Raw genomic sequence first — 21,251 nt, 5'->3', positions numbered from 1 at the left:
GAGAAATGCAACGCCTGTATTTGTCGGCAGCACCGCTTCCGCAGCGCCTTTTCACTCCGCTTCTTCCCAACAAAAAGACCCGGCGCGAGCGCCAGGCCGAATTTCCGTCGCGACAGGGTCGCTTACTTCGTCGCCGCCTCGTACATTTCGAGCACGTAGTCCCAGTTGATCAGGCTATCGACGAAGGCCTCGAGATATTTCGGGCGGGCGTTGCGGTAGTCGATGTAGTAGGAGTGCTCCCAGACATCGACGCCGAGGATCGGCGATGCGCCATGAACCAGCGGATTTTCGCCGTTCGGGGTCTTCGAAATTTCGAGCTTGCCATTCTTGACCGCGAGCCAGGCCCAGCCGGAGCCGAACTGGGCGGTGCCGGCCTGAATGAAATCGGCGCGGAACTTGTCGTAGCCGCCGAGATCGGACTTGATCGCTGCGTCTAGCTTGCCTGGCAGGCTGGTGCCGCCGCCGCCCTTCTTCATCCACTTCCAGAAGTGGATATGGTTGTAATGCTGGCCGGCATTGTTGAACAGCGGCTGGTTCGTGCCGTAGGACTTCTTGACGATTTCCTCCACCGACAGATCGGAAAGACCGGCTTCTTCGGCAAGCTTATTGCCGTTGGTCACATAGGCGAGGTGATGCTTGTCGTGATGGTATTCGAGCGTTTCGCGCGACATGTATGGCGCCAGCGCATCATAGTCATAGGGAAGGTTCGGCAATTCGAAAGCCATTGTGGCATCTCCTCTTGGCATGGGATTTCGTGAGGGAAATCTGTGACCGGGAACATAGGCACCGCCTTCGCGCGAGGCAACCAATGCGGTGCCAAAATTTCCCTAAGTCACGAAAAATACTTCCTTTGCGGACGCAACGATCGGTCCTTGGAGAAGGCGATACGCAACTTTCCTGGTGCAGCTTCGTTACATAATTGCGTCGCCTCCGCCGCACAGGAGCTGCAGGAGACCAGGATGGAGTTTCACCAGGGACGTCTCATCGACCACGTGCACCTTCGCGTGCAGGATCTCGCCGTCAGCAAGCGCTTCTACGTTGCGGTCCTCGGCGCGCTCGGCCATCAGCCGACCTATGAGACCGAGGCATTTTTCGCCTTCGACGAATTGTTCGTAGATAAGGCGGATGACTATCAGAGCCGCGTGCATCTCGCCTTCCAGGCGGCCGACCGCGACTCAGTGAAGCGCTTCCACCATGCCGGCCTCGCAAACGGCGGTTTGGATAATGGCGGACCCGGCGAGCGTCCCTACCACCCGGGCTACTACGCCGCCTTTCTGCTCGATCCGGACGGCAACAATATCGAAGCGGTCCATCACGGGCCGACGACACGATCCTCCGCCGACGTGCTCGTCAGGCCGATCGAGGATTGAGCATGTTTTGAAAGCACCTAACCCTAACCCTCTCCCCGCACGCGGGGAGAGGGGACAGAGAGAATGCGCCATGCGCCTCTGCCGAGGACGGGCAGGCGGATGAGGGACACCTCGCCGCCGTTAAACGTTCCTGCTCGAATGTGCCCAATCCATATAGAGGTCGCGCGCCGCGGCGGTGATCGGGCCAGTCTGCAGGTCGCGCTCCTCGAGCCGGGTCACCGGCACGACCTTCGAATAGTTGCCGGTGGTGAAGATCTCATCGGCCGCCTCGAAATCGGCCATGTTCAGCGTCGTTTCGACCACCTCGAAACCGGCTTCGCGCAGAAGACTCATGACACGAGAGCGGGTAATGCCGGCGAGGAAGGTCCGGTTGGCGGCCGGCGTGAAAACGACGCCGTCCTTCACCATGAAGACGTTGGAAGAGCCGGTCTCGGCAATGTTGCCGAGCATATCGCGCACCAGCGCGTTGTCGAAGCCGCGCGAGCGCGCCTCCCCGAGGATGCGGGCATTGTTGGGATACAGGCAGCCGGCCTTGGCATCGGTGGGCATGCATTCGAGGGTCGGCCGGCGGAAGGGCGAAAGCGTCAGCGCCGAACCCGCATGGGCATTGCCCATGGGAGCCTCGAACAGGCAGAGGGCGAAACGGGTCGATTCCGGATCGACCGCCACCACGCTCCAGGAGCCGTGCTCGCCCCAATACATCGGCTTTACATAGATCGCCGTCTTGCCGTCGAATTTCTTCACGCCCTCCCAGGTGAGCGCCTCGATCTCTTCGGCGGCCATGACCGGCTTCAGTCCGAGCGCTTCCGCCGAGCGGTTGACGCGCCGGCAATGCAGGTCGAGATCCGGCGCGATGCCGTCGAACCAGCGCGCGCCGTCGAACACCGTCGAGCCGAGCCACATCGCATGGGATGTCGGTCCGATCAGCGGCGGGTTGCCGGGAAGCCATTCGCCGTCGACATAGGTCCAGGTGGTGGAGCGGGGGGATGTATCGACGGCCATCGGCGTCTCCTTCTCGTCTCGTCGGGCATCATCCCGATGTAACGGGAAAAAGCAGCACTAGGGTAAATGAGTACATCAAAAATTGTCATGAGCTCCATTCTGGAGCAGCGTGTTAGGCACGCCAAAAACCACAGGGGCTGAATGGGAGTTCGCGCCAATGAGAGCAATGTATTACGACGCCTTCGAAAAGACGCCGGAGATCAGGGTGCTGCCCGATCCGTCACCGACGGAGAACGGCGTCGTCATCAAGGTCGAGGCCACCGGGCTCTGCCGGAGCGATTGGCATGGCTGGATGGGGCACGACCCGGACATTCGCCTGCCGCATGTTCCGGGCCACGAATTGGCGGGGACGATCGCCGCCGCTGGCCGCGCGGTCATGCGCTACAAGGTCGGCGACCGCGTGACCGTGCCTTTCGTTTCCGGCTGCGGCCGTTGCGGCGAATGCCGCTCCGGCAACCAACAGGTCTGTGAAGCACAGTTCCAGCCGGGCTTCACCCATTGGGGCTCGTTCGCCGAGTATGTGGCGATCGATTTCGCCGACCAAAACCTCGTCCATTTGCCGGAGAGCATGGATTTTGCGACCGCCGCCAGCCTCGGCTGCCGCTTCGCCACCTCCTTCCGGGCCGTCGCCGACCAGGCGCGCGTCAAGGGTGGCGAATGGGTGGCGGTGCACGGCTGCGGCGGCGTCGGCCTCTCGGCGATCATGATCGCCGCCGCGCTCGGCGCCCATCCCATCGCCATCGACATTTCCGCCGAGAAGCTGGCCTTTGCCCAGCAAGTCGGTGCCGTTGCGGCGATCAATGCTCGCGAGACCGATGACGTAGCCGCCGCCGTCAAGGAGATCACCCAACGGCGCGCATGTGTCGATCGATGCGCTCGGCTCCCCCGTCACCTGCTTCAATTCAATCAAGAATCTGCGCCGCCGCGGCCGCCACGTCCAGGTGGGCCTGATGCTGGCCGAACACGCCACGCCTCAAATTCCGATGGCCCAGGTGATCGGCCACGAACTCGAAATCTATGGCTGCCACGGCATGCAGGCCTGGCGCTACGATGCCATGCTGGCGATGATTACGGCCGGCAAGCTCGATCCCACGCATCTGATCGGCCGCGAGATTTCGCTGGAAGAGGCGGTGCCGGCACTGGTGGCGATGGACCGGGCGACTGACCTCGGCATCAGTGTGATTACGCGGCTTTAGCGCATTATAACGGGGCGAGCCGCGCCGTCCACAGCGCCGTTCCAAGACCCCCTCCCCAACCCTCCCCACGGGTGGGAGGGGTCGGGGGTCTTGCACTTGAGGAAGTGCCCTGCCCGATCGCACCGCCCAAGCTCAAGGGGATTCCGATGCCGTCATTGCACTGCTATCCTCCCGATGAGCAAGACGAATCAGCGAGGTCCCGTCATGGCGCTTGCGGCCCAGGCCTGCGAAGGCGAGCTTTACCGGCCCCTTCTCGACGGCAATCCGATGCATCCGAATGGCTGGCCGGTGCGCGTGATCGTCGCTTCGCAGACGGAGGCGCGGCACAATCGGGCGCTTTGGGCGCCGACGCATCTGATCTCGATCCGGGCGCCGGCAACCCGGCTTCTGTCGATGATAGAACTGCCGCCGGAGCGGCATCTGGAACTCTATTTCGGCGATGCCATTGATGCGCAAGCGCCGGATGCGGCACCCGCCGAGGCGATCGAGGCGACCTTCGCCTTCATCGACGGGCTGCCGGAGGACGCGCATCTTCTGATCCACTGCCTCAGAGGTATCGGCCGCTCGACGGCGCTGACGCTCGGCATCCTGGCGCGCTACATGGCGCCCGAGGAAGCAGCAGCGGCTTTGCACGCGCTTCGCCCCGAGGCCAAGCCGAACCGCCTTGTGGTCGGCCTCTGCGACGCGGCGCTCGGGCTCAAGGGCAAGCTTGCCAAACAGGCGCTTCGCTTTCCGGCAAAGGTCTGGAAAGGCTGACACATCGCCGCCGCGATTGTCGCCGTTGTGCAGCGCACAAAAATTTGACATGATCTCTCCAAAACAAATGGAGAAGCGGCGCGTTGTTCGTCGCAATATCCGCTCGTCCGGAAGGTCGCTCCTGGAGCTTCAGCCGAGCGGGGAAAGACGGGAGAATTCGATGTCTTACGCGGCCTATGTCTTTGACGCCTACGGCACGCTTTTCGACGTGCACGCGGCGGTGCGCCGGCACGCCGACGCGATCGGTCCGGACGGGCAGGCCTTTTCCGAGCTCTGGCGCGCCAAGCAGCTCGAATATTCCTGGGTGCGCGCGCTGATGGGCGCCTATGTCGATTTCTGGCAATTGACGGAGCAATCGCTGGATTTCGCGTTTCAGCGCTTTCCTTCCGCCGATCCCAAGCTCAAGAAAAAATTGCTCGACGCCTATTGGACGCTCGACTGCTATCCGGAGGTGCCGGCGGTGCTACGGGGATTGAAGGAGCGCGGCGCCCGCATCGCCATCCTCTCGAACGGCTCGCCGGCGATGCTTGCCTCCGCCGTGAAGAACGCGGCGCTCGACATCGTCATCGACGACGTGTTCTCGGTCGATAGCGTCGTTACGTTCAAGACAGCCCCCGCCGTCTACGATCTCGTAACGACGCGGTACCGGCTCTATCCGCGTGCCGTTTCGTTCCAGTCGTCGAACCGCTGGGACATTGCGGGTGCGACCAAATTCGGCTTCCGCACGGTCTGGATCAATCGCGCAGACATGCCGGACGAATACAGGGACTTTGGGCCGTCGCTCATCCTCCCTTCGCTCGAAAGCCTGCAATTCGGCATATGAGGAGCATCAGATGGCGTGGTCGGCAGCGCAATACGTGAAGTTCGAGGAGGAAAGGACGCGGCCGGCGCGAGACCTCTTGGCCCAGGTTCCGAACCTGCCGGCCGGCACCGCTTTCGACCTCGGCTGCGGGCCGGGCAACTCGACGGAACTGATCCGCGCCCGTTTTCCGGACAACGACCTCGTCGGCATCGACAATGACGACAACATGCTGACCGCCGCCCGTCAGCGCCTACCGGATCTACGCTTCGAGAAGGTCGATCTCGCCGGCTGGGCGCCGCCGGCGACCCCTGCACTCTTGTTCGCCAATGCGGTATTCCAGTGGCTGCCGAAACACATCGACCTCCTCGAGCGGCTGCTCGCGGCGCTCGCGCCCGGCGGCACGCTCGCGGTGCAGATGCCGGACAATCTCGACGAGCCATCACACGCCCTGATGCAGGAGACGGCCGAAGAGCGCGCTTTCGAACAGGCGTTCCACGACCGCATAGTGCCGCGCATCCCACTCCCCGCGCCGAAGACCTATGTCGAGAAGCTTGCCGCCAAGGCGGCGCGGATCGAGGTCTGGCACACGGTCTATTATCACCAGCTCGCCAATGCGAATGCTATCGTAGAGTGGGTGAAGGGGACGGGATTGCGCCCCTATCTCGATGCCCTGCCGGCCGAGCGGAGAACGGAATACCTCGCCGCCTATGCCGAGAAGATCCGGAAGGCCTATCCGCCGATGGCCGATGGACGCGTGCTGTTGCGCTTCCCCCGCCTCTTCATCGTAACAACGAAGGGCGGCTGAATTCCGGAACCGGCTTGAACCTTCGTCGCGGGGCGACGAGTATAGGGGCGTCCTTTTCGTCGCTCGAGGAGCCCTCCATGCATGCAGTCAATTCCAACGGCGCCAATATTCCCGCCCTCGGCTTCGGCACCTTCCGCATGTCCGGAGACGAGGTGCTGCGCATTCTGCCGCAAGCCCTGAAGATCGGCTTTCGCCATGTGGACACGGCGCAGATCTACGGCAACGAGGCGGAAGTCGGGGAAGCCATGCGCATGTCCGGCATTCCGCGCCCGGATGTCTTCCTGACGACAAAGGTCTGGGTCGACAATTATCGGCAGGACGCCTTTGTCGCCTCGGTCGAGGAAAGCCTCAGGAAGCTCGGGACCGACTATGTCGACCTCCTGCTCCTGCACTGGCCGGGGAGCGATGTGCCGATGGCGGAGCGGATCGGCGCGCTTAACGCGGTGCTGAAAGCCGGCAAGGTGCGCCATATCGGCGTCAGCAACTTCAACATGGCGCAGATGGAGGAAGCGGTGCGGCTCAGCGAGGCGCCGATCGCAACCAACCAGGTCGAGTATCACCCCTATCTCGACCAGACGAAGCTTCTGCACGCTGCCCGCCGGCACGGCATGTCGCTCACCGCCTATTACGCCATGGCCAATGGCCGCACACCGTCCGACCCGCTGCTGGCCGAGATCGGCGCGCGCCATGGCAGGACCGCCGCGCAGGTGGCGCTTCGATGGCTGGTGCAGCAGCAGGACGTCGTCGCCCTCTCGAAAACGGCGACGGAGGCGCGGCTCAAGGAGAATTTCGCAATCTTCGATTTCGCGCTGACCAGGGAAGACATGGCAGCGATCCGCGGCCTTGCAAAGCCGGACGGCCGGATCGTCAGCCCGGCGGGATTGGCTCCCGAATGGGACGCGTAAGCGCGAGCGCTATCCCTCCTGGCCTGCCGGCCATCTGCCCAGCTGCAGCGCCGCACGTCTGATCAGACGCGCAAAGGTCGCTGTAGCAGGGGAAATAGCCGGCAGACCAGAGAATTTGCTATACCCTCAAACGAATTGGCTGAGGCCCGGCACCGAGGCGACGACCTCGTCGACGACTTCGTCGCCAGCCCTTTCCTTGGCGTAGGCGATGGTCTCCCTCGCAAGCGCCGTGATCTCGCCCATGCCAAGGCCCTGGCTCATCAGCTGCTGGCCGAGCGCCATGACGCCGCCGCCGCCCATGGCCGACATCAGCCCGCCGAGCAGCCCCCCATTGCCGCCCTCTCCGCTATATTGTGCGACCAGTTCCGGCGCTCCGGGAATTGCCTCGATCATTCGGGCGACCGGCCCGTCCGCCGCTTCGCGCTGCAGGAAGCCGAGAATCATCCCAACCGCCTTTTCGGCCGTCGCGGGCTCGATGCCGACATTCTCCGCCACCCGCGTGACCAGTTCACTCATGGAAATCTCCTCGCTCTGTTTTTTGACGTGAACGTCAAGGTAAATGATCGACTTCGAAATGACAATAGCACCCGAATGGCCGGCATCACCCGACAATGGCATCGGAGCCCTGTCCGCAAGTCTTCCGGTCCGCGCAACTCTTGTTGCCGGGCAGAGGCTCACCTCCTATAACAAAACCAACGACATTTCGATGGCGATCGGGCGGCAAATGTCCGCTTCCATTGGCAAAATTGATAAATGGAGATGAGACTCCCATGCTGCAGGAAGGCAAGCTGTATATCGGCACCAGCCGCAAGCCGGACGATTCGATCAACAAGGGCGAGTATCTCGAACTCAAATTCGGCAATCGCCACGGTCTGATCACCGGGGCGACCGGCACCGGCAAGACCGTGACGCTGCAGATCCTGGCCGAGAGCTTCTCGAATGCCGGCGTTCCCGTCTTTTGTGCCGACGTCAAGGGCGATCTCTCAGGGATCGGCGCGATCGGCGAGCCGAAGGACTTTCTTTTGAAGCGCGCCGAACAGATCGGCCTCGATCCCTACGACTTCCAGGAGTTCCCAGTGATCTTCTGGGATCTCTATGGCGAGAAGGGCCACCGGGTCCGTACGACGATGTCGGAGATGGGGCCGCTCTTGCTCTCGCGCCTGATGAACGCCACCGACGCCCAGGAAGGGGTATTGAACATCGCCTTCAAGATCGCCGATGAAGGTGGTCTTCCGCTGCTCGACCTCAAGGACTTGCAGACGCTTCTCAAATATATGGGCGAGAATGCAAGCGAGCTTTCGAACCAGTTCGGCTTCATCTCCAAGTCCTCCGTGGGCTCGATCCAGCGCGAGCTGTTGATCCTGGAGCAGCAGGGTGCCGATCACTTCTTCGGCGAGCCCGCATTGAAGATCACCGACATCATGCGCACGACCAATGACGGACGCGGCGCGATCTCGGTGCTTGCCGCCGACACGCTGATGATGAATCCGAGGCTCTACGCGACGTTCCTGCTCTGGCTCCTGTCCGAGCTCTTCGAGGAACTGCCGGAGGTGGGCGATCCGGAGAAACCGCGGCTGGTCTTCTTCTTCGACGAGGCGCATCTGCTCTTCAACGACGCGCCGAAGGTGCTCGTCGAACGCGTCGAACAGGTGGTTCGCCTGATCCGCTCCAAGGGCGTCGGCGTCTATTTCGTCACGCAGAACCCGCTCGACGTGCCGGAAACCGTGCTCGCCCAGCTCGGCAATCGCGTGCAGCATGCACTGCGCGCCTACACCCCTCGCGAGCAGAAGGCGGTGAAGACGGCGGCCGAGACGTTCCGCCCCAACCCGGACTTCGACTGCGCCGCGGTGATCACCACGCTCGGTACCGGCGAAGCGCTGGTCTCCACGCTCGAAGGCAAGGGTTCGCCATCGGTGGTCGAGCGGACGCTGATCCGCCCGCCGTCCTCGCGCCTCGGGCCGCTGACGGAGACCGAGCGGCAGAATACGATGAATGTCAGCCCGGTGCGCGGGCTCTATGACGAGGATTTCGACCGGAAATCGGCCTATGAGATTCTTGCCGAACGGACGGCCCAGGCAGCCGAGGCATCGCGGCGGGCGGGAGAACAGGCCGACGAAGAGCAGTCCGGCCGCAGCCGCTGGACCCTGCCCGGTTTCGGCGACGACGAGAACGAGGAGTCATCGGGACGCCGCACCCGGCCACGTTCCTCCGGCTACCAGCGGGAAACGATCATGGAAGCCGCGCTGAAATCAGTCGCCCGCACGGTCGCGACCCAGGTCGGCCGGGCGATCGTCCGCGGCATTCTGGGCAGCCTGAAGCGATAGGGCTGTTGCTGCGCACCGGGTTTCTCAAGAGGGCCGATACGGCTGATATCCAAGTGCAAAAAAAGAAGCCCGCAGTCACATTGCGGGCTTCAGTGTTCAAGGCCTTACAGCTATCAGGCCACCGACAGCTTCACGTCGATATTGCCTCGCGTTGCGTGGCTGTAGGGGCAAACGATATGCGCCTTCTGGACCAGATCCTCGAGAACGGCCTTGTCGACGTCCGGCGAAGAAACTTCGAGCGCGGCATCGATGAAGAAGCCCGTACCGTCTTCGCGCGGGCCAATGCCGACGGTACCCGTCACCTTCGTGTCTTCCGAAAGCTTTACCTTCTCCTTGCCGGCAACGAATTTCAGTGCGCCCAGGAAGCAGGCGGAATAGCCGGCAGCGAACAGCTGCTCCGGATTGGTGCCGTGTGCCCCATCGCCGCCGAGTTCCTTCGGTACGGTGAGGGTGACATCAAGAACGCCGTCGGCGCTCTTGGCGTGGCCGGCACGGCCGCCGGTAGCGGATGCGGTGGTGCGGTAAAGGATGGGCATTGCATTCTCCTTCCTGGTTAGGTGGCTGAATGGCAGATTAATATCGCAAAATTAAATCGCGCGCAAATTAATTTTGCAAATTGCGTTGCCCCGTCGAATTTGAGACAATGACAAAATGAAGACCGAAACGGCCAAATCCGATGCTTTGCCCGACGAGGCGCTGGCGCTTGGCCAGCAGCTCTGCTTTGCCGTCTATTCGGCCGCCCATGCCTTCAATCGCGCCTACAAGCCTTTGCTCGACCGCTTTGGTCTTACCTATCCCCAATATCTCGTGCTGCTGGCCCTCTGGCAACAGGACGACATGACGGTGAAGCGGATCGGCGAGGAGTTGGGTCTCGATTCGGGCACGCTTTCGCCCCTCCTCAAGCGGCTGGAGGCGGCCGGCTACGTCCGCCGCCTGCGCGACCCTGCCGACGAGCGCCAAGTCATTGTCGGCCTTACGGAAAAGGGCCGAGCCTTGAAGACCGAGGCCTTCAGTATCCTCGCAGAGATCGGCAAAGCAACCGGCTGTAGCCTGGAGGAAGTGGGCGAACTGCGCGGAGCGCTGCACCGATTGACACAGCGGCTCGCTGACAGCCGCAGCGGAGACTGACGATTTCCGCGCGTGGTTATCAGACGACGAGGATCGGCGCCCTGCCGCGCACCCGATCATAAAGATCGATGACGTCCTGATTGAGCATGCGTACGCAACCGGAGGAAACGGCCTTGCCGATCGATTGCCATTCCGGCGTGCCGTGTACCCGATACAGCGTGTCCTGGCCGTTCTGGAAGATGTAAAGGGCGCGTGATCCGAGCGGGTTGTCGAGCCCCCCCGGCATGCCGCCATTATCGGCCGAATATTTTGCGAGAACCGGCTGACGGGCGATCATCGATCCAGGCGGCGTCCATTTCGGCCATCTCTGCTTCCACTGTATCACGCCGCGTCCCGACCAGGCGAAACCCTCGCGCCCGAGACCAACCCCATAGCGCGTCGCGCGGCCGCCCGGCTGGACGTGGTAGAGATAACGGTCGGCCGTGTCGACGACGATCGTCCCGGGAGCCTCGCCGAAAGGATCATTGACCTCCTGACGATAGAAACGCGGGTCGATCTGGCGATAGGGTACGGCCGGAATCAGAAATCCGCCATCCTCCCTCGCCGCGTAGACCTCCGCATAGTAGCCATCCTGCGGCGGCAGGCCGGTGGGCACCGGCCCCTCGAGCACAGCGCCGCCGGGTTCGACCCAGTGCTGCTCAAGCGCAGGATTGCGGAAAACGGGCATCGTTTCCTGGCGAAAACGGTCGGTATTCATGGAGGACGTGCAGCCTGCGAGCCCGGCGGAGGCGATTGCGAGCCCGGAGGTGCGCAGGAAGTGGCGGCGAGAAAACAAAGGCAGCGATGACATCGAACTCTATCGGTTTGGGTGCAGCAAAAAAAGAAGGTGCGGAACAATGTGATGATTCGCGTCGTCCCGTTCCTTGCTACCAGATCACGATGGCCTTGCCTCGAAACAATTCCAAACCGCGATCCAATCGACAGGCGGAACGCGGAGCGCTTGAACCCCAATCTCGCTCCACACTTGCATTTACGGCTGCAACTGGGCCTGTGTCAGTAAAAATCGCGATCACGATCACGACACCGTCCTGCAGCGCCGCGCTTCTTTCAGGCTCGAAAAGGTCGCCGTAGCCCTTTGAATTCCTTGTCCTCAAAGCGGAGACACGCGAGTAGAAGCCGATGAACGTCAGACACCGTCGGCGTCGCAGCCCTGCAAGAGCGCCTGGAAGTCCCGGGAGGACAGAGGCGGGCTCAAGAAATAACCCTGTATCTCGTCGCAGCCGCTTTTCTGCAGGAATTCGACCTGAGCCTCGGTTTCGACGCCTTCGGCGATCACGCGCAGCCCAAGCTTCTGCGCGAGCGAGATGATCCCGGCCGTGATCGCCTCGTCATCGGGATCCGAAGGAATGTCCTCGACGAAGGAACGATCGATCTTCAGTCGGCTCACGGGAAAGCGCTTGAGTGCACTGAGGCTCGAATATCCCGTACCGAAATCGTCAATGGCGAGATGGACACCAATAGCCTCGAGCTCATGCATCGTCGCGATCGCTCCAGCTAGGTCCTGCATGATCAGACTCTCGGTCAACTCGAGCTCCAGATAGCGCGCATGGAGGCCGGTTTCCGCCAGCACGGCCGCCACGCGCGCGGCCCAGTTGCGTTCGCGAAATTGCCGCGCGGAGACATTGACGCTGACGATCAGCGGCGGCAAGCCCGCCTCCTGCCAAGCCTTCGCCTGCCGGCAAGCGGCTCTGAGAACCCAGTCGCCGATGGGGACGATGAGCCCGGTCTCCTCGGCGAGTGGAATGAACGTCGCCGGCGAGATCAAGCCGCGCTGCGGATGCTGCCAGCGCAGAAGCGCCTCGGCGGCGAAGATGCGACCGCTGGCGAGGCTCATCTGCGGCTGGAAATGCAGGATGAATTCGTCGCGCGCGATCGCCTCGCGCAGCGCTTCCTGCAATTGTAGCTTTTCATGGGCCTTTGCCGCCATTTCCGCAGTGAAGACCTGGAGATTGTTGCGGCCGAACTCCTTTGCCCGGTACATGGCGAGATCGGCATTGGCGAGCAATTCGCTGGCCGTCCGGCCATGACTCGGATAGCAGGCGACACCCATGCTGCAAGTGACCTGTAGACTGCGGCCCTGAAGCTGGACCGGCAGAGCGATCGCGGTACGAATATCCTCGAGCCGCGACAGGACGAGATCGCGGTCGGTTGGAACGCCGTTCAGGAGAATGATGAATTCGTCGCCGCCGACGCGGACCACCACATCGGTCTTGCGCACGGCGGCACGCATCCGTCCGGCGACGGCCTTCAGGAGGACGTCGCCCGCAGCGTGGCCGAGATTGTCATTGATCAGCTTGAAATTATCCAGGTCGAGAAAAGCCAGGGCAGCCCATTGTTCGCGTCCGCGAATGGACTCGAGCATGCCGGAAACCTCCGCCTCGAAAAGGGCGCGGTTGGGCAGCCCCGTCACGGCGTCGTGGTGGGCCATGAAGCTGATCCTGTCCTCGGCCCGCTTGCGCTCAATGGCAATGCCGGCGAGATGGGCAGCCATTGCGATCAGTTCCTGCTGCTGATCGTTTGGAGCGCCTGCCTCTCCCGAATAGAGCGCGAATGTGCCGAGCACCTTGCGTCCGCGCGAGAAGATCGGCGTCGACCAACAGGCGCGAAAGCCAAAGGGCTCCACGACATGGGCACAGCCCTCCCACAGCGGATCGGCGAGGATATCGCTGACAATCACCTGCTGACCGCGCCAGGCAGCCGTCCCACAGGGGCCGGAATTCGGACCGATCTCGAGGCCGTGAACGACTGCACAATACGTCTCGTCAAGACTGGGTGCGGCCCCTTGCAGAAGATACCGGCCATCCTCCGAAAGTAGCAGGATCGAGCCCTTGATACCCGACATGAGCCGCTCGATCAGCCGGACGAGTTCGTGGAAGAACGTCTCGAGCGGCTCGCCCCGCGCAACCATTTCCAGCAAGCGCGCCTGCCCTTCGAGCAGACGTTCGGCCGCCTTCCGCTCGGAGATGTCGCGCGAGATGCCGACTACGCCGACGATCTTGCCGCGCTTGTTGCGCAAAGGCACCTTTGAGGTCATCAGCCAGCGATCGTAGCCTTTCGTGACGATCGCCCGTTCCTCGATGCCGAAGATCGGTTCACCGGTCTCGATCACCCGTCGCTCCGTCTCGGAGACGGTCTCGGCAAATTCGGGCGGGTGCAGGTCGAAGTCCGTCTTGCCGACCAATTCCTGCAGATCGTTGAAACCATTATCCGCGACGGTCGCCTCGTTGGCGATAAGAAATCGCCCCTCGGCATCCTTGGCATAGATGTAGTCGGGGACATGATTGATCATCGTCTCGAGCCAGTAATGGCGATCGGCGAGGTCGGGTTCGGAGGGGAACAGACGTGCGACTTCCTTCGCCAACCGGTTGCCGGCATCAATCAGGCGACGCGTCTCGGAGTTGCGGTCGGCATCAAGCTCGACATACCGGCTGTTACGGGACATTTTTTTCGCCAAGCCAAGCCTCCGATGGAGCATATCTGGTTTTCGAGCTTGGTCTAACGGAGAGAGGTTAGACTTCTCTAAATTTCACCAGCAAAAATCGTCCAGTAGTTGCGAGCGAATGCACGAAGAACACAACCGGCCCTTTGTCCGGCAGCGTATCCCACTCACATCAAAAGATTTCATGAGCCTATCAATGGCGGCGGCTTTCGAGAGCAGCGGCGACGGCCTATGACAGGTGGTCGCTGTTGGATGATGGGCGCGTTTGAAGAGGCCCGCCGCTCTTTAGAGGAGGATCGTTGATGCTGACGATTTATGGCGTCTATCGATCGCGCGCGTCGCGTAACTACTGGATGGCACGCGAACTCGGCATCCCCTTCACATCCGTGCCAGTGATCCAGGCACGCCGTCTCGCCGATCCGCTAGCTGCCGATGCGCCGCTCAACACCCGCTCACCCAGCTTCCTCGCCGTCAATCCCATGGGGCTCATCCCGGCGATCGACGACGGCGGGCTGATCCTGACGGAGTCGCTTGCCAACAACCTTTATCTCGCCCGCAAATATGGCGGCCCGCTGGCACCGGCCGACATCGTCGAGGAAGGCCTGATCGGCAATTGGACCATGTGGGCGGCAACCGAAGTCGAACCGCACGCGGTCCAGATCGTGCTCGCCTATGATGGCGGCATCGAAGAAACGCCGGAGGGGCGCGAGTGCATCGCCAATTGCGCGCAGTCGCTCGAGAAAGCCTTTGCCGTTCTCGAGGCGCATCTTGAGGATCGCGATTACGTGATCGGCGATCGCTTCACCGTTGCCGATCTCAACCTCGCCGAGGTCTTCCGCTATGCCATGAGCCAGACAGCGCTCTTCGACAAGCACCCACGCGTCAAGGTCTGGCTCGCGCGCTGTCAATCGCGTCCTGCCTTCAAGGCGATGATGGAGGAGCGGCTGAAGGAGCCGGAATAGCCGCAAGCTGCCGCATTCCCTCCTCCACCTCCTCGCGCACCCATTGCTTGAAGGCGAGCGCCGCCTTGCTTTCACGCCGAGAGGTGGCGGTCACGAAATAATGTCCAAAGCCGGTCTTGGCGCGCATGCCGAAGGGCGCGACCAGACTGCCCTTCATCACCGCGTAGCCGGCCAGTGTTTGCCAGGCGAGCATGACCCCCTGCCCGGCGATAGCGGCATCGAGCGCAAGCGAGGCGTCGTTGAAGCTGTGGCGCACGCTCATCTCGGCGCCAGCGAGCCCGACGGATTTCAGCCACACATCCCAGGAAAACATCGCATGTTCGTCGACGACCACGGGCAGCTTCAGGATGTCCGCCGGCTCGCGTAGTTCCGCGGCAAGTGCCGGCGAGCAAACCGGAAAGACCTCCTGCTCCAGGAGCAGTTCCGAACGCACTCCCGGCCAACGCCCCGCGCCAACGCGAATGCCGAGATCGACGTCCGAGGCATCAAGGCTGACAAGCCTCGTGGTCGCATCGATCCTCAGCCGGACGTCCGGATGGCGCTCGGCAAAGCCGTTCAACCGATAGACAAGCCAGCGGGCGGCAAAGATCGGCGCGACAGAAACCGTCAGCACCGACTCGTCGCGGCGGCGTGCCTCGCCGACCGCTTGCGCAAGCTCCGCAAAGGCCCGTGAAAGGCGCGCCAGAATTGGCCGGCCGGCCTCCGTGACGGCGAGCCCGCGCGGCGAGCGTTCGAAGAGCACGCGCCCAAGCTGCGCTTCCGTCTTCACAAGCTGCTGACTGACCGCGCCGGGCGTAACGCCGAGTTCGTCCGCGGCTGCCGCAAGCGAGCCCAGTCGGCCGACAGCCTCGACCGCGCGCAATCCGTTCAGATGAACCGTGTTGATCTCTCTCATATAGTTTTCCTAAACCAAACAACCAGCAAACTCAATTGCAATCCCCTCCAGCCGGGTGGATTATCTCCCTCGATACCCTGTGGTCATCGCGACAGTCGCAGGCTTTCACCATACAAACGAGAAGCCAGGCAGCATCGAAAGAGTGGCCGTCATGTTTAAGTTTTTCTCCATACAAAAGCCCGCAAGCGACCCGTCCGGCGGCGCTTGCCAAGAGGCGGCGGATTGGTTGCTCGATCCGCTGCAGTATCCGGACCTAGCGAGGATGAAGGAACGTGAACTCGCCGACCTGCCATTTCCCGGCTGGCCATGGCCGCGCGCCGCGGCCGACAGCGCTTGCAACTGTCGCTAATCGCGGCCATGGTTCCCGCCTACGGCGCCCTTGTGCGCCCGAAAGGGACGCTCAGCGCTGTAGCGCGGCCGATAGCGTCAGCTTTCTAAGGCGGTCAGCACCTTGGCGACCGCCGGACGCTCGGCCATTTGGTTACGGTGGTCGAGTACTCTTGGAAATTGCGACGGATCGACACCATCCCCCTCCAGCCACCCAGCAATGGTGAAGAGATAGGGATCGGCGATCGTGTAGGTCTCGCCCATGACAAACGGGCCGGTGAACATCAGGCTCTCGATCAAGGAGAAGCAATCCGCCATGTTCTGCGGCACCTTCGCCTTCATCGCCTCCTGCGCGGCCGAATCGTCCGCCCAGCGGGCGCCCCGGCGGGCATGGGCGTGCGCCACGTGCACCGTCGAGCAGAGATAACTCAGGAAGGATTGCAGCCGCGCGAATTCGAACGGATCGTCGAGCGGCGCGAGACCGGCTTCGGGGAAGCTCTGCGCTATGTAGGTGAGGATCGCCGGCGTTTCTGTCAGCGTCCCGCGATCGGTTACCAGCGCCGGGACGCGACCTTTGGGATTGACGGCGAGATATTCGGGCTTGGTCTGCTCGGCCTTGGAAAAGTCGATCCGCTGAGCTTCATAGGCTGCACCCGTTTCCTCAAGCGCGATATGCGATGCGAGTGAACAAGTACCGGGCGCGTAATAGAGTTTCAGCATCATCGTGCCTCCCGCTGATCTGACAGCAGAAGAGAAGAAATCGCAGCGGTTGACAAGGCGAAAAAGGTCCGGCGGCAATCCGCCGGGCCTTGCGATCATGCAGGCGGGAACTGGTCGCAGCCGGGCACGTCCCCAAGACGGTAATATACCGGAATGCCGCGCTCACGGGCAAGGCGCACGTCATTGTCCGCCCCCTTGGATTCGCCCGGCAGCCGCAGCACCGCGTCGCAAAGTCCAAGCAGCCTGCCGGCGACCGGATGAAAAATCTTCTCATAGAGATCGTCGCCAACATGGCTTCCGCCCGCCGCATGCCACACGGGCAGGGCCACCCACTCACCGATCATGGGCACGTGGCCGGCCTTGAAAAGCGCATAGGACGGCTCCTCCAGACGCTTGAGGTTTGCAGCCATCTTCGACGGGTCGTCTCCGGTACCCGAGCGGTAAGGACCAGCAATGAGAATGAGCATGTGCATCTCCTGTTTTCACGAAGTCTCCTGATATCCCTTGGATATCGTGAAAATCCATGCGATATCGTGAAGAGTCAAGGAGGATTCCATGCTGACGACGCGGAGACGGGTGATGATTTCGGAAAGGCTCGCGCGCGACGGACAGATCGTCGCCAAGGCGCTCGCCGACGAACTCGGCCTTTCGGAAGACACGATCCGCCGCGACTTAAGGGAAATGGCGACCGAAGGCCTGTTGAAACGCGTTCACGGGGGTGCCCTGCCGCTCACACCACCACTTCCCGATTTCGCCGCCCGCCAGGCGATCGCGAGCGGCGTCAAACGCATGCTCGGCCGCCGGGCCGCAGGCCTTGTTCAATCAGGTCAAACCATCTTTCTCGATGGCGGCACGACCAATGCGGAAATCGCTCGCGCCCTGCCCCGTGACCTGCGCGCGACCATCGTCACGCACAGTCCGACGATCGCCGCTGAACTCGAACAACACAACGCCGAGGTGATCCTGATCGGCGGCAGGCTCTACAAGCATTCAATGGTGGCAGTCGGCGCAGCGGCGGTTGCGGCCATCGAACAGATCCGCGTGGATGTCTTCTTTCTGGGCGTCACCGCCATTCATCCGGCGTACGGTCTTTCGACGGGAGACTATGAGGAGGCGACGATCAAGCGGGCGATCGCCCGACAATCGGCGGAAACCTACGTGCTCGCCACTGCAGAGAAATTCGGCGCAGCCTCACCCCATCGTATCATGAGCGTGAATGATCTAGCGGCGCTCGTCGTGCCCGCAGACATTGAAAACGAGGTCCTGTCGCCCTGTCGCGACGCGACGACGCTTTTCTTTGCGTAGCGGCAAAAGGGCTTGCTTGGGGCTCACGCGGTAAAAGGCGCCGACACCCGCACGTCGCCGACATGCATGCCGTTCCAGTTGCGCAGCGGGCGGTTGGCCTGCGCCATCAATGCCGCATGGATCTCCGGCTCGTCCGCGAAGAAGCGCGCGAGCGTTGCCGCCACCATTGCCTCGGCGGCGCGGGTCGCTCCGTCCTCGCATTTGAGCGCGATGCCTATGCCCTTTTCCGGGACCGCGGCGCAGAAGACGCCCTCGGCACCGGTCTTGGCGAATATCCGGCCTGGCGCCGTTTTCATCAGCCGCGTGCAGGCGCGCTTGGTGCCGGCCACGTAGAACGGTTCAGCCATGCAGGCGTCGATCAGGCGCTTCGAAGCGCTGGCCCTCAGTGGCTCGAGGCCGATTCCCGTCGCCATTTTGGCGAAGCCGCGGGCCAGCCCCTTGAGCGGCACCGCATAGGTCGGGATCGAGCAACCGTCTATTCCGCAATTGTCGCGGCCCAAAATGGCGCCGGTCAGATGCGATATCACGCTGCGGATCTCCCGCTGTATCGGATGATCATAGCCGACATAGCCGGCAGGGTCGTTACCGGAATGGCAGCAGGCACAGATGAAGCCCGCATGCTTGCCCGAGCAATTGTTGTAGAGCGCGTTTGGCTTTTCCAGCGTGCGCGCCTGTTCGATCAGTGTCGCCTGGTTGTTCGACCAATGCGCGCCGCATTCGAGCGCACCGACGTCGCGGCCGGCCGCCGCCAACATCTCGGACGCGAGCGCCACGTGCTCCGGCTCGCCCGAATGGGAGGCACAGGCAAGCGCCAGTGCCTCGGCACCGAAGCCGTAGGCGTCGGCGGCACCGCTTTCCACGAGCGGCAGGGCCTGCATCGCCTTGCAGGCCGAACGCGGAAACACGGGCGCTTCCATCTCCCCGACGGCGAAGAGGGTCCTGCCGTCGCCATCGACGGCAACGACGGCACCACGGTGGCGGCTTTCGAGCAAATCTCCACGCGTAACTTCAACCAAAACGGGATTCGACATGTTCTGCCCTCAAATTTCCATGATCGGCTATGCTTCTATCAGCTATTCCATAGCAACAAAGACATCCATGAAAATACTTCGCCGCCTCCTGTTCGCCTTTGCCACCATCTACCTGCTTCCGACGCTTTCGGCCGCGGGCCTTTGGTATTTCAAGGAGCGGCCACAGAGCTGGCGCGATGCGGACTGGTCCTCTGCCGGCGTGCTGCCGCAAGCGACAGAGAGCCCGGACGCGGCGATATACGTTCTTTCGGCGACGACCGGCGGCATGAAGGGTGCGGTCGCAAGCCATGCCTGGATCGTGACCAAGAGCGAGGGCGCGTCCTCCTATGACCGCTACGAAAAGGTCGGCTGGGGCAAGCCGATCCGCAAGAATGCCTATCAGGCCGATGGCCGCTGGTATTCGAACGAGCCGCGCATCGTCGTAGCCATCACGGGCGAGGACGCCCAGCGCCTGATGCCGAAGGTCGAGCAGGCGATTGCGGCCTATCCCTATTCCGCGCCCGGCGCCTACCGCCTGTGGCCGGGACCGAACTCCAACACCTTCGTCGCGCATGTTCTGCGCTCGGTGCCAGAACTCGGGGCAGTGCTTCCGCCCGACGCCGTCGGGCGCGATTACCTGCCGGAAGGCGAATTCTTCCAGATCGATGCCGATGGCCGCGATCTGCATGCGACGCTCTATGGCCTTGCCGGCATCTCAGCCGGCTGGCGCAGCGGCCTGGAACTGCATTTCATGGGGCTGGTGGCCGGCATTGATATTGCACGGCCGGGGATCAAGATACCGGCGGTGGGTCGCCTGGGCATGTGAGTAACGGCGTCATGAAAAGGAAAAGGGCCGCGCTAGGCGACCCTTCCATGAGTTTTGGCCTCATGATGGCGGGCCGAACGGCCCCAAGGAAGGCGGCGGTCAGAGCGAGGGCTGCCTCGACTCCTTCACCTCTCCCCTGCCTGTCACGAAGACCGAAATCTCACTAGACATTGGATCACCTTCCTTTCTATTTGTTGCCGATGGATTCAAGGTATGCGGATTGTGCCGCGATACAAGGGATACTATCGTATAATATCCTGAAGCCTCAAACCGGCGGCGCGCAAGTCTTCCGCATTTCGCCTTCAGGCTATCCGCATCACGATCTTGCCGATATGCCCGCCCTCCTCCATCAGGCGATGGGCGTCGGCGATTTCCTCGAAGGGCATGAGGGCGTGGATGACGGGCGCCACCTCGCCCGCCTCCAGAAGCGGCCAGACCCTTTCGGCGAGCCGATCGCGGATCGCCTGTTTTTCCGCTGCGCTACGGGGCCTCAGGGCCGAGCCCATCACATGCAGCCGCTTCGTCAGGATCGCGGCTATATTGGCGTCTTCGACCCGCGCGCCGCCGAGTAAACCGATGATCGACAGACGGCCGTCTTTGGCAAGGGTCGCGAGATTGCGGCCGAAATAACGCCCGCCGACCATGTCGAGGATGACGTCAACGCCGCGCCTGCCGGTTTCATCCAGCACGACATCCTTGAAGTCCTCCTCACGGTAATTGATCGCCCGCTTCGCCCCGAGCGTTTCGCAGGCCGTGCATTTCGCGGCGCTGCCGGCTGTGGCGAACACCTCGGCGCCGAAGGCTCTGGCAAGCTGGATCGCGGTGGTGCCGATGCCGCTCGACCCGCCGTGGACGAGGATCGACTCGCCCCGTTTCAGGCCGGCCATGTCGAAGACGTTGGCCCAGACGGTGAAGAAGGTCTCCGGCAGGGCCGCCGCCTTCACCGCGTCGTAGCCCTTCGGCAAGGGCAGCGCCTGCGTCGCCGGCACGACACAATACTCGGCATAGCCGCCGCCATTGGCGAGTGCGCAGACCCTGTCGCCGACCGAGAAACCCGTGGCGCCGTCTCCGAGCGCAACGACCTCGCCGGCCACTTCAAGGCCGAGGATGGGGCTTGCGCCGGGTGGTGGCGGATAATCGCCCTTGCGCTGCAGAACGTCCGGCCGGTTGACGCCGAACGCCTCGACGCGGATGAGAATGTCGCCGGGATCGACCTGCGGCAGCCGACCGCGCGCCAGCACCATATTCTCAGCGCCGCCGGGACTCCGGAGGTCCACATAGGTCATTTCGGTCGGGAGCATTTCGGTCGGCAGGCTCATGACGGCATCCTCGCAACAACAGTCAGCCTATTACCTATAGCCCGCTCGTCACTCCGGAAAGGGCGTCTTTCGTGCGTCTCTCATTGGTCGTCGAAAGGCAATAGCAGAAGTAGCGCGTCTGGTCGCCGTCGAGGATCGCCTGCTTGAAGCGTCAGACGGT

22 protein-coding genes and 1 pseudogene are annotated in these 21,251 nt (G+C 62.5%); 12 read left to right on the top strand and 11 right to left on the bottom strand.

The window, feature by feature from the left end; genetic code table 11:
• Nucleotides 1-122 precede the first annotated feature (122 nt).
• Entirely contained in the window at nucleotides 123-725 is a 603-nt protein-coding gene (locus SJ05684_RS02880) for a superoxide dismutase (protein WP_034852338.1), read from the bottom strand.
• 234 nt (nucleotides 726-959) lie between these two features.
• On the opposite strand from SJ05684_RS02880, the gene SJ05684_RS02875 reads away from it, so the two are divergent.
• The gene (locus SJ05684_RS02875; protein WP_034852337.1) at nucleotides 960-1,370 is read left to right on the top strand and encodes a VOC family protein; all 411 of its coding nucleotides are present in this window, start codon (nucleotides 960-962) and stop codon (nucleotides 1,368-1,370) included.
• 120 nt (nucleotides 1,371-1,490) lie between these two features.
• Here SJ05684_RS02875 and SJ05684_RS02870 read toward each other — a convergent pair whose 3' ends face one another.
• Nucleotides 1,491-2,372 carry a branched-chain amino acid aminotransferase gene (locus SJ05684_RS02870; RefSeq protein WP_034852335.1) on the bottom strand — a complete coding sequence of 294 codons (882 nt, stop codon included), beginning with the start codon at nucleotides 2,370-2,372 and terminating at the stop codon, nucleotides 1,491-1,493.
• Between the two features lie 157 nt (nucleotides 2,373-2,529).
• On the opposite strand from SJ05684_RS02870, the pseudogene SJ05684_RS02865 reads away from it, so the two are divergent.
• The 5 genes and pseudogenes from SJ05684_RS02865 to SJ05684_RS02845 all read left to right on the top strand — a co-directional run bounded on the left by SJ05684_RS02865 (nucleotide 2,530) and on the right by SJ05684_RS02845 (nucleotide 6,836).
• Nucleotides 2,530-3,568, top strand: a pseudogene (locus SJ05684_RS02865) (zinc-dependent alcohol dehydrogenase family protein).
• A gap of 204 nt (nucleotides 3,569-3,772) precedes the next feature.
• Nucleotides 3,773-4,324: a phosphatase gene (locus SJ05684_RS02860; protein WP_034852333.1), complete on the top strand. Its 552-nt coding sequence runs from the start codon at nucleotides 3,773-3,775 to the stop codon at nucleotides 4,322-4,324.
• 160 nt (nucleotides 4,325-4,484) lie between these two features.
• Nucleotides 4,485-5,147, top strand: coding sequence for a haloacid dehalogenase type II (locus SJ05684_RS02855; protein ID WP_034852331.1), 663 nt, complete (start codon nucleotides 4,485-4,487; stop codon nucleotides 5,145-5,147).
• A gap of 10 nt (nucleotides 5,148-5,157) precedes the next feature.
• On the top strand, nucleotides 5,158-5,931 hold the full coding sequence (tam, locus tag SJ05684_RS02850; RefSeq protein WP_034852329.1) for a trans-aconitate 2-methyltransferase: 774 nt from the start codon (nucleotides 5,158-5,160) through the stop codon (nucleotides 5,929-5,931).
• Nucleotides 5,932-6,008: 77 nt separating this feature from the next.
• Complete coding sequence (locus SJ05684_RS02845) at nucleotides 6,009-6,836, top strand: aldo/keto reductase (RefSeq protein ID WP_034852327.1); 828 nt, start codon at nucleotides 6,009-6,011, stop codon at nucleotides 6,834-6,836.
• 126 nt (nucleotides 6,837-6,962) lie between these two features.
• Here SJ05684_RS02845 and SJ05684_RS02840 read toward each other — a convergent pair whose 3' ends face one another.
• A complete protein-coding gene (locus tag SJ05684_RS02840) occupies nucleotides 6,963-7,352 on the bottom strand; it encodes a DUF2780 domain-containing protein (RefSeq protein ID WP_034852468.1) in 390 nt (129 codons plus the stop codon).
• Between the two features lie 43 nt (nucleotides 7,353-7,395).
• On the opposite strand from SJ05684_RS02840, the gene SJ05684_RS29455 reads away from it, so the two are divergent.
• Nucleotides 7,396-7,599: a hypothetical protein gene (locus SJ05684_RS29455; protein WP_157211950.1), complete on the top strand. Its 204-nt coding sequence runs from the start codon at nucleotides 7,396-7,398 to the stop codon at nucleotides 7,597-7,599.
• A gap of 7 nt (nucleotides 7,600-7,606) precedes the next feature.
• Complete coding sequence (locus SJ05684_RS02835; protein WP_034852325.1) at nucleotides 7,607-9,160, top strand: helicase HerA-like C-terminal domain-containing protein; 1,554 nt, start codon at nucleotides 7,607-7,609, stop codon at nucleotides 9,158-9,160.
• A 113-nt stretch (nucleotides 9,161-9,273) separates the two neighbouring features.
• On the opposite strand, the gene SJ05684_RS02830 is transcribed toward SJ05684_RS02835, so the two are convergent.
• Entirely contained in the window at nucleotides 9,274-9,696 is a 423-nt protein-coding gene (locus SJ05684_RS02830) for an organic hydroperoxide resistance protein (protein ID WP_034852323.1), read from the bottom strand.
• 115 nt (nucleotides 9,697-9,811) lie between these two features.
• On the opposite strand from SJ05684_RS02830, the gene SJ05684_RS02825 reads away from it, so the two are divergent.
• The gene (locus tag SJ05684_RS02825; protein WP_034852322.1) at nucleotides 9,812-10,288 is read left to right on the top strand and encodes a MarR family winged helix-turn-helix transcriptional regulator; all 477 of its coding nucleotides are present in this window, start codon (nucleotides 9,812-9,814) and stop codon (nucleotides 10,286-10,288) included.
• A 19-nt stretch (nucleotides 10,289-10,307) separates the two neighbouring features.
• On the opposite strand, the gene SJ05684_RS02820 is transcribed toward SJ05684_RS02825, so the two are convergent.
• Nucleotides 10,308-11,078 (bottom strand): L,D-transpeptidase family protein, encoded by a 771-nt coding sequence (locus SJ05684_RS02820; protein WP_034852320.1) that lies wholly within the window; start codon nucleotides 11,076-11,078, stop codon nucleotides 10,308-10,310.
• Nucleotides 11,079-11,414: 336 nt separating this feature from the next.
• Nucleotides 11,415-13,742 (bottom strand): sensor domain-containing protein, encoded by a 2,328-nt coding sequence (locus tag SJ05684_RS02815; protein WP_034852466.1) that lies wholly within the window; start codon nucleotides 13,740-13,742, stop codon nucleotides 11,415-11,417.
• A gap of 287 nt (nucleotides 13,743-14,029) precedes the next feature.
• On the opposite strand from SJ05684_RS02815, the gene SJ05684_RS02810 reads away from it, so the two are divergent.
• On the top strand, nucleotides 14,030-14,689 hold the full coding sequence (locus tag SJ05684_RS02810) for a glutathione S-transferase family protein (protein WP_034852318.1): 660 nt from the start codon (nucleotides 14,030-14,032) through the stop codon (nucleotides 14,687-14,689).
• On the opposite strand, the gene SJ05684_RS02805 is transcribed toward SJ05684_RS02810, so the two are convergent.
• From SJ05684_RS02805 to SJ05684_RS02790, 3 genes are all read right to left on the bottom strand, one after another.
• A complete protein-coding gene (locus SJ05684_RS02805) occupies nucleotides 14,649-15,584 on the bottom strand; it encodes a LysR substrate-binding domain-containing protein (protein WP_034852316.1) in 936 nt (311 codons plus the stop codon). The genes SJ05684_RS02810 and SJ05684_RS02805 overlap by 41 nt on opposite strands.
• A 426-nt stretch (nucleotides 15,585-16,010) precedes the next feature.
• Entirely contained in the window at nucleotides 16,011-16,631 is a 621-nt protein-coding gene (locus SJ05684_RS02795; RefSeq protein ID WP_034852465.1) for a glutathione S-transferase family protein, read from the bottom strand.
• Nucleotides 16,632-16,726: 95 nt separating this feature from the next.
• Entirely contained in the window at nucleotides 16,727-17,098 is a 372-nt protein-coding gene (locus SJ05684_RS02790; RefSeq protein ID WP_034852463.1) for an NUDIX hydrolase, read from the bottom strand.
• An 88-nt stretch (nucleotides 17,099-17,186) separates the two neighbouring features.
• Between SJ05684_RS02790 and SJ05684_RS02785 the strand changes: the two genes are divergently transcribed.
• The gene (locus tag SJ05684_RS02785) at nucleotides 17,187-17,936 is read left to right on the top strand and encodes a DeoR/GlpR family DNA-binding transcription regulator (protein ID WP_034852311.1); all 750 of its coding nucleotides are present in this window, start codon (nucleotides 17,187-17,189) and stop codon (nucleotides 17,934-17,936) included.
• A gap of 23 nt (nucleotides 17,937-17,959) precedes the next feature.
• On the opposite strand, the gene SJ05684_RS02780 is transcribed toward SJ05684_RS02785, so the two are convergent.
• Entirely contained in the window at nucleotides 17,960-18,967 is a 1,008-nt protein-coding gene (locus SJ05684_RS02780; RefSeq protein WP_034852309.1) for an asparaginase, read from the bottom strand.
• Nucleotides 18,968-19,034: 67 nt separating this feature from the next.
• On the opposite strand from SJ05684_RS02780, the gene SJ05684_RS02775 reads away from it, so the two are divergent.
• Nucleotides 19,035-19,772, top strand: a complete 738-nt coding sequence (locus SJ05684_RS02775; protein ID WP_034852462.1) for a DUF3750 domain-containing protein — start codon at nucleotides 19,035-19,037, stop codon at nucleotides 19,770-19,772.
• 302 nt (nucleotides 19,773-20,074) lie between these two features.
• Here the strand turns inward: SJ05684_RS02775 and SJ05684_RS02770 are convergent, their stop codons facing one another.
• Nucleotides 20,075-21,091, bottom strand: coding sequence for an NAD(P)H-quinone oxidoreductase (locus tag SJ05684_RS02770; protein WP_172901108.1), 1,017 nt, complete (start codon nucleotides 21,089-21,091; stop codon nucleotides 20,075-20,077).
• Nucleotides 21,092-21,251: the final 160 nt, after the last annotated feature.

This window comes from Sinorhizobium sojae CCBAU 05684 (assembly GCF_002288525.1).
In the GTDB taxonomy this organism is placed as follows: domain Bacteria; phylum Pseudomonadota; class Alphaproteobacteria; order Rhizobiales; family Rhizobiaceae; genus Sinorhizobium; species Sinorhizobium sojae.
Note: the sequence above shows the minus strand (reverse complement) of the source record. Positions and strands in the feature narration are given on the sequence as shown.

Bases quoted from the DNA above. Each gene is read 5' to 3' on its own strand.
- SJ05684_RS02840 (WP_034852468.1), bottom strand. From the start codon at position 7,352: ATGAGTGAACTGGTCACGCGGGTGGCGGAGAATGTCGGCATCGAGCCC.
- SJ05684_RS02775 (WP_034852462.1), top strand. From the start codon at position 19,035: ATGAAAATACTTCGCCGCCTCCTGTTCGCCTTTGCCACCATCTACCTG.
- SJ05684_RS02785 (WP_034852311.1), top strand. From the start codon at position 17,187: ATGCTGACGACGCGGAGACGGGTGATGATTTCGGAAAGGCTCGCGCGC.
- SJ05684_RS02830 (WP_034852323.1), bottom strand. From the start codon at position 9,696: ATGCCCATCCTTTACCGCACCACCGCATCCGCTACCGGCGGCCGTGCC.
- SJ05684_RS02870 (WP_034852335.1), bottom strand. From the start codon at position 2,372: ATGGCCGTCGATACATCCCCCCGCTCCACCACCTGGACCTATGTCGAC.
- SJ05684_RS02770 (WP_172901108.1), bottom strand. From the start codon at position 21,091: ATGAGCCTGCCGACCGAAATGCTCCCGACCGAAATGACCTATGTGGAC.
- SJ05684_RS02780 (WP_034852309.1), bottom strand. From the start codon at position 18,967: ATGTCGAATCCCGTTTTGGTTGAAGTTACGCGTGGAGATTTGCTCGAA.
- SJ05684_RS02845 (WP_034852327.1), top strand. From the start codon at position 6,009: ATGCATGCAGTCAATTCCAACGGCGCCAATATTCCCGCCCTCGGCTTC.
- tam (WP_034852329.1), top strand. From the start codon at position 5,158: ATGGCGTGGTCGGCAGCGCAATACGTGAAGTTCGAGGAGGAAAGGACG.
- SJ05684_RS02835 (WP_034852325.1), top strand. From the start codon at position 7,607: ATGCTGCAGGAAGGCAAGCTGTATATCGGCACCAGCCGCAAGCCGGAC.
- SJ05684_RS02810 (WP_034852318.1), top strand. From the start codon at position 14,030: ATGCTGACGATTTATGGCGTCTATCGATCGCGCGCGTCGCGTAACTAC.
- SJ05684_RS02820 (WP_034852320.1), bottom strand. From the start codon at position 11,078: ATGTCATCGCTGCCTTTGTTTTCTCGCCGCCACTTCCTGCGCACCTCC.
- SJ05684_RS02880 (WP_034852338.1), bottom strand. From the start codon at position 725: ATGGCTTTCGAATTGCCGAACCTTCCCTATGACTATGATGCGCTGGCG.
- SJ05684_RS02795 (WP_034852465.1), bottom strand. From the start codon at position 16,631: ATGCTGAAACTCTATTACGCGCCCGGTACTTGTTCACTCGCATCGCAT.
- SJ05684_RS02805 (WP_034852316.1), bottom strand. From the start codon at position 15,584: ATGAGAGAGATCAACACGGTTCATCTGAACGGATTGCGCGCGGTCGAG.
- SJ05684_RS29455 (WP_157211950.1), top strand. From the start codon at position 7,396: ATGATCGACTTCGAAATGACAATAGCACCCGAATGGCCGGCATCACCC.
- SJ05684_RS02825 (WP_034852322.1), top strand. From the start codon at position 9,812: ATGAAGACCGAAACGGCCAAATCCGATGCTTTGCCCGACGAGGCGCTG.
- SJ05684_RS02855 (WP_034852331.1), top strand. From the start codon at position 4,485: ATGTCTTACGCGGCCTATGTCTTTGACGCCTACGGCACGCTTTTCGAC.
- SJ05684_RS02875 (WP_034852337.1), top strand. From the start codon at position 960: ATGGAGTTTCACCAGGGACGTCTCATCGACCACGTGCACCTTCGCGTG.
- SJ05684_RS02860 (WP_034852333.1), top strand. From the start codon at position 3,773: ATGGCGCTTGCGGCCCAGGCCTGCGAAGGCGAGCTTTACCGGCCCCTT.
- SJ05684_RS02790 (WP_034852463.1), bottom strand. From the start codon at position 17,098: ATGCTCATTCTCATTGCTGGTCCTTACCGCTCGGGTACCGGAGACGAC.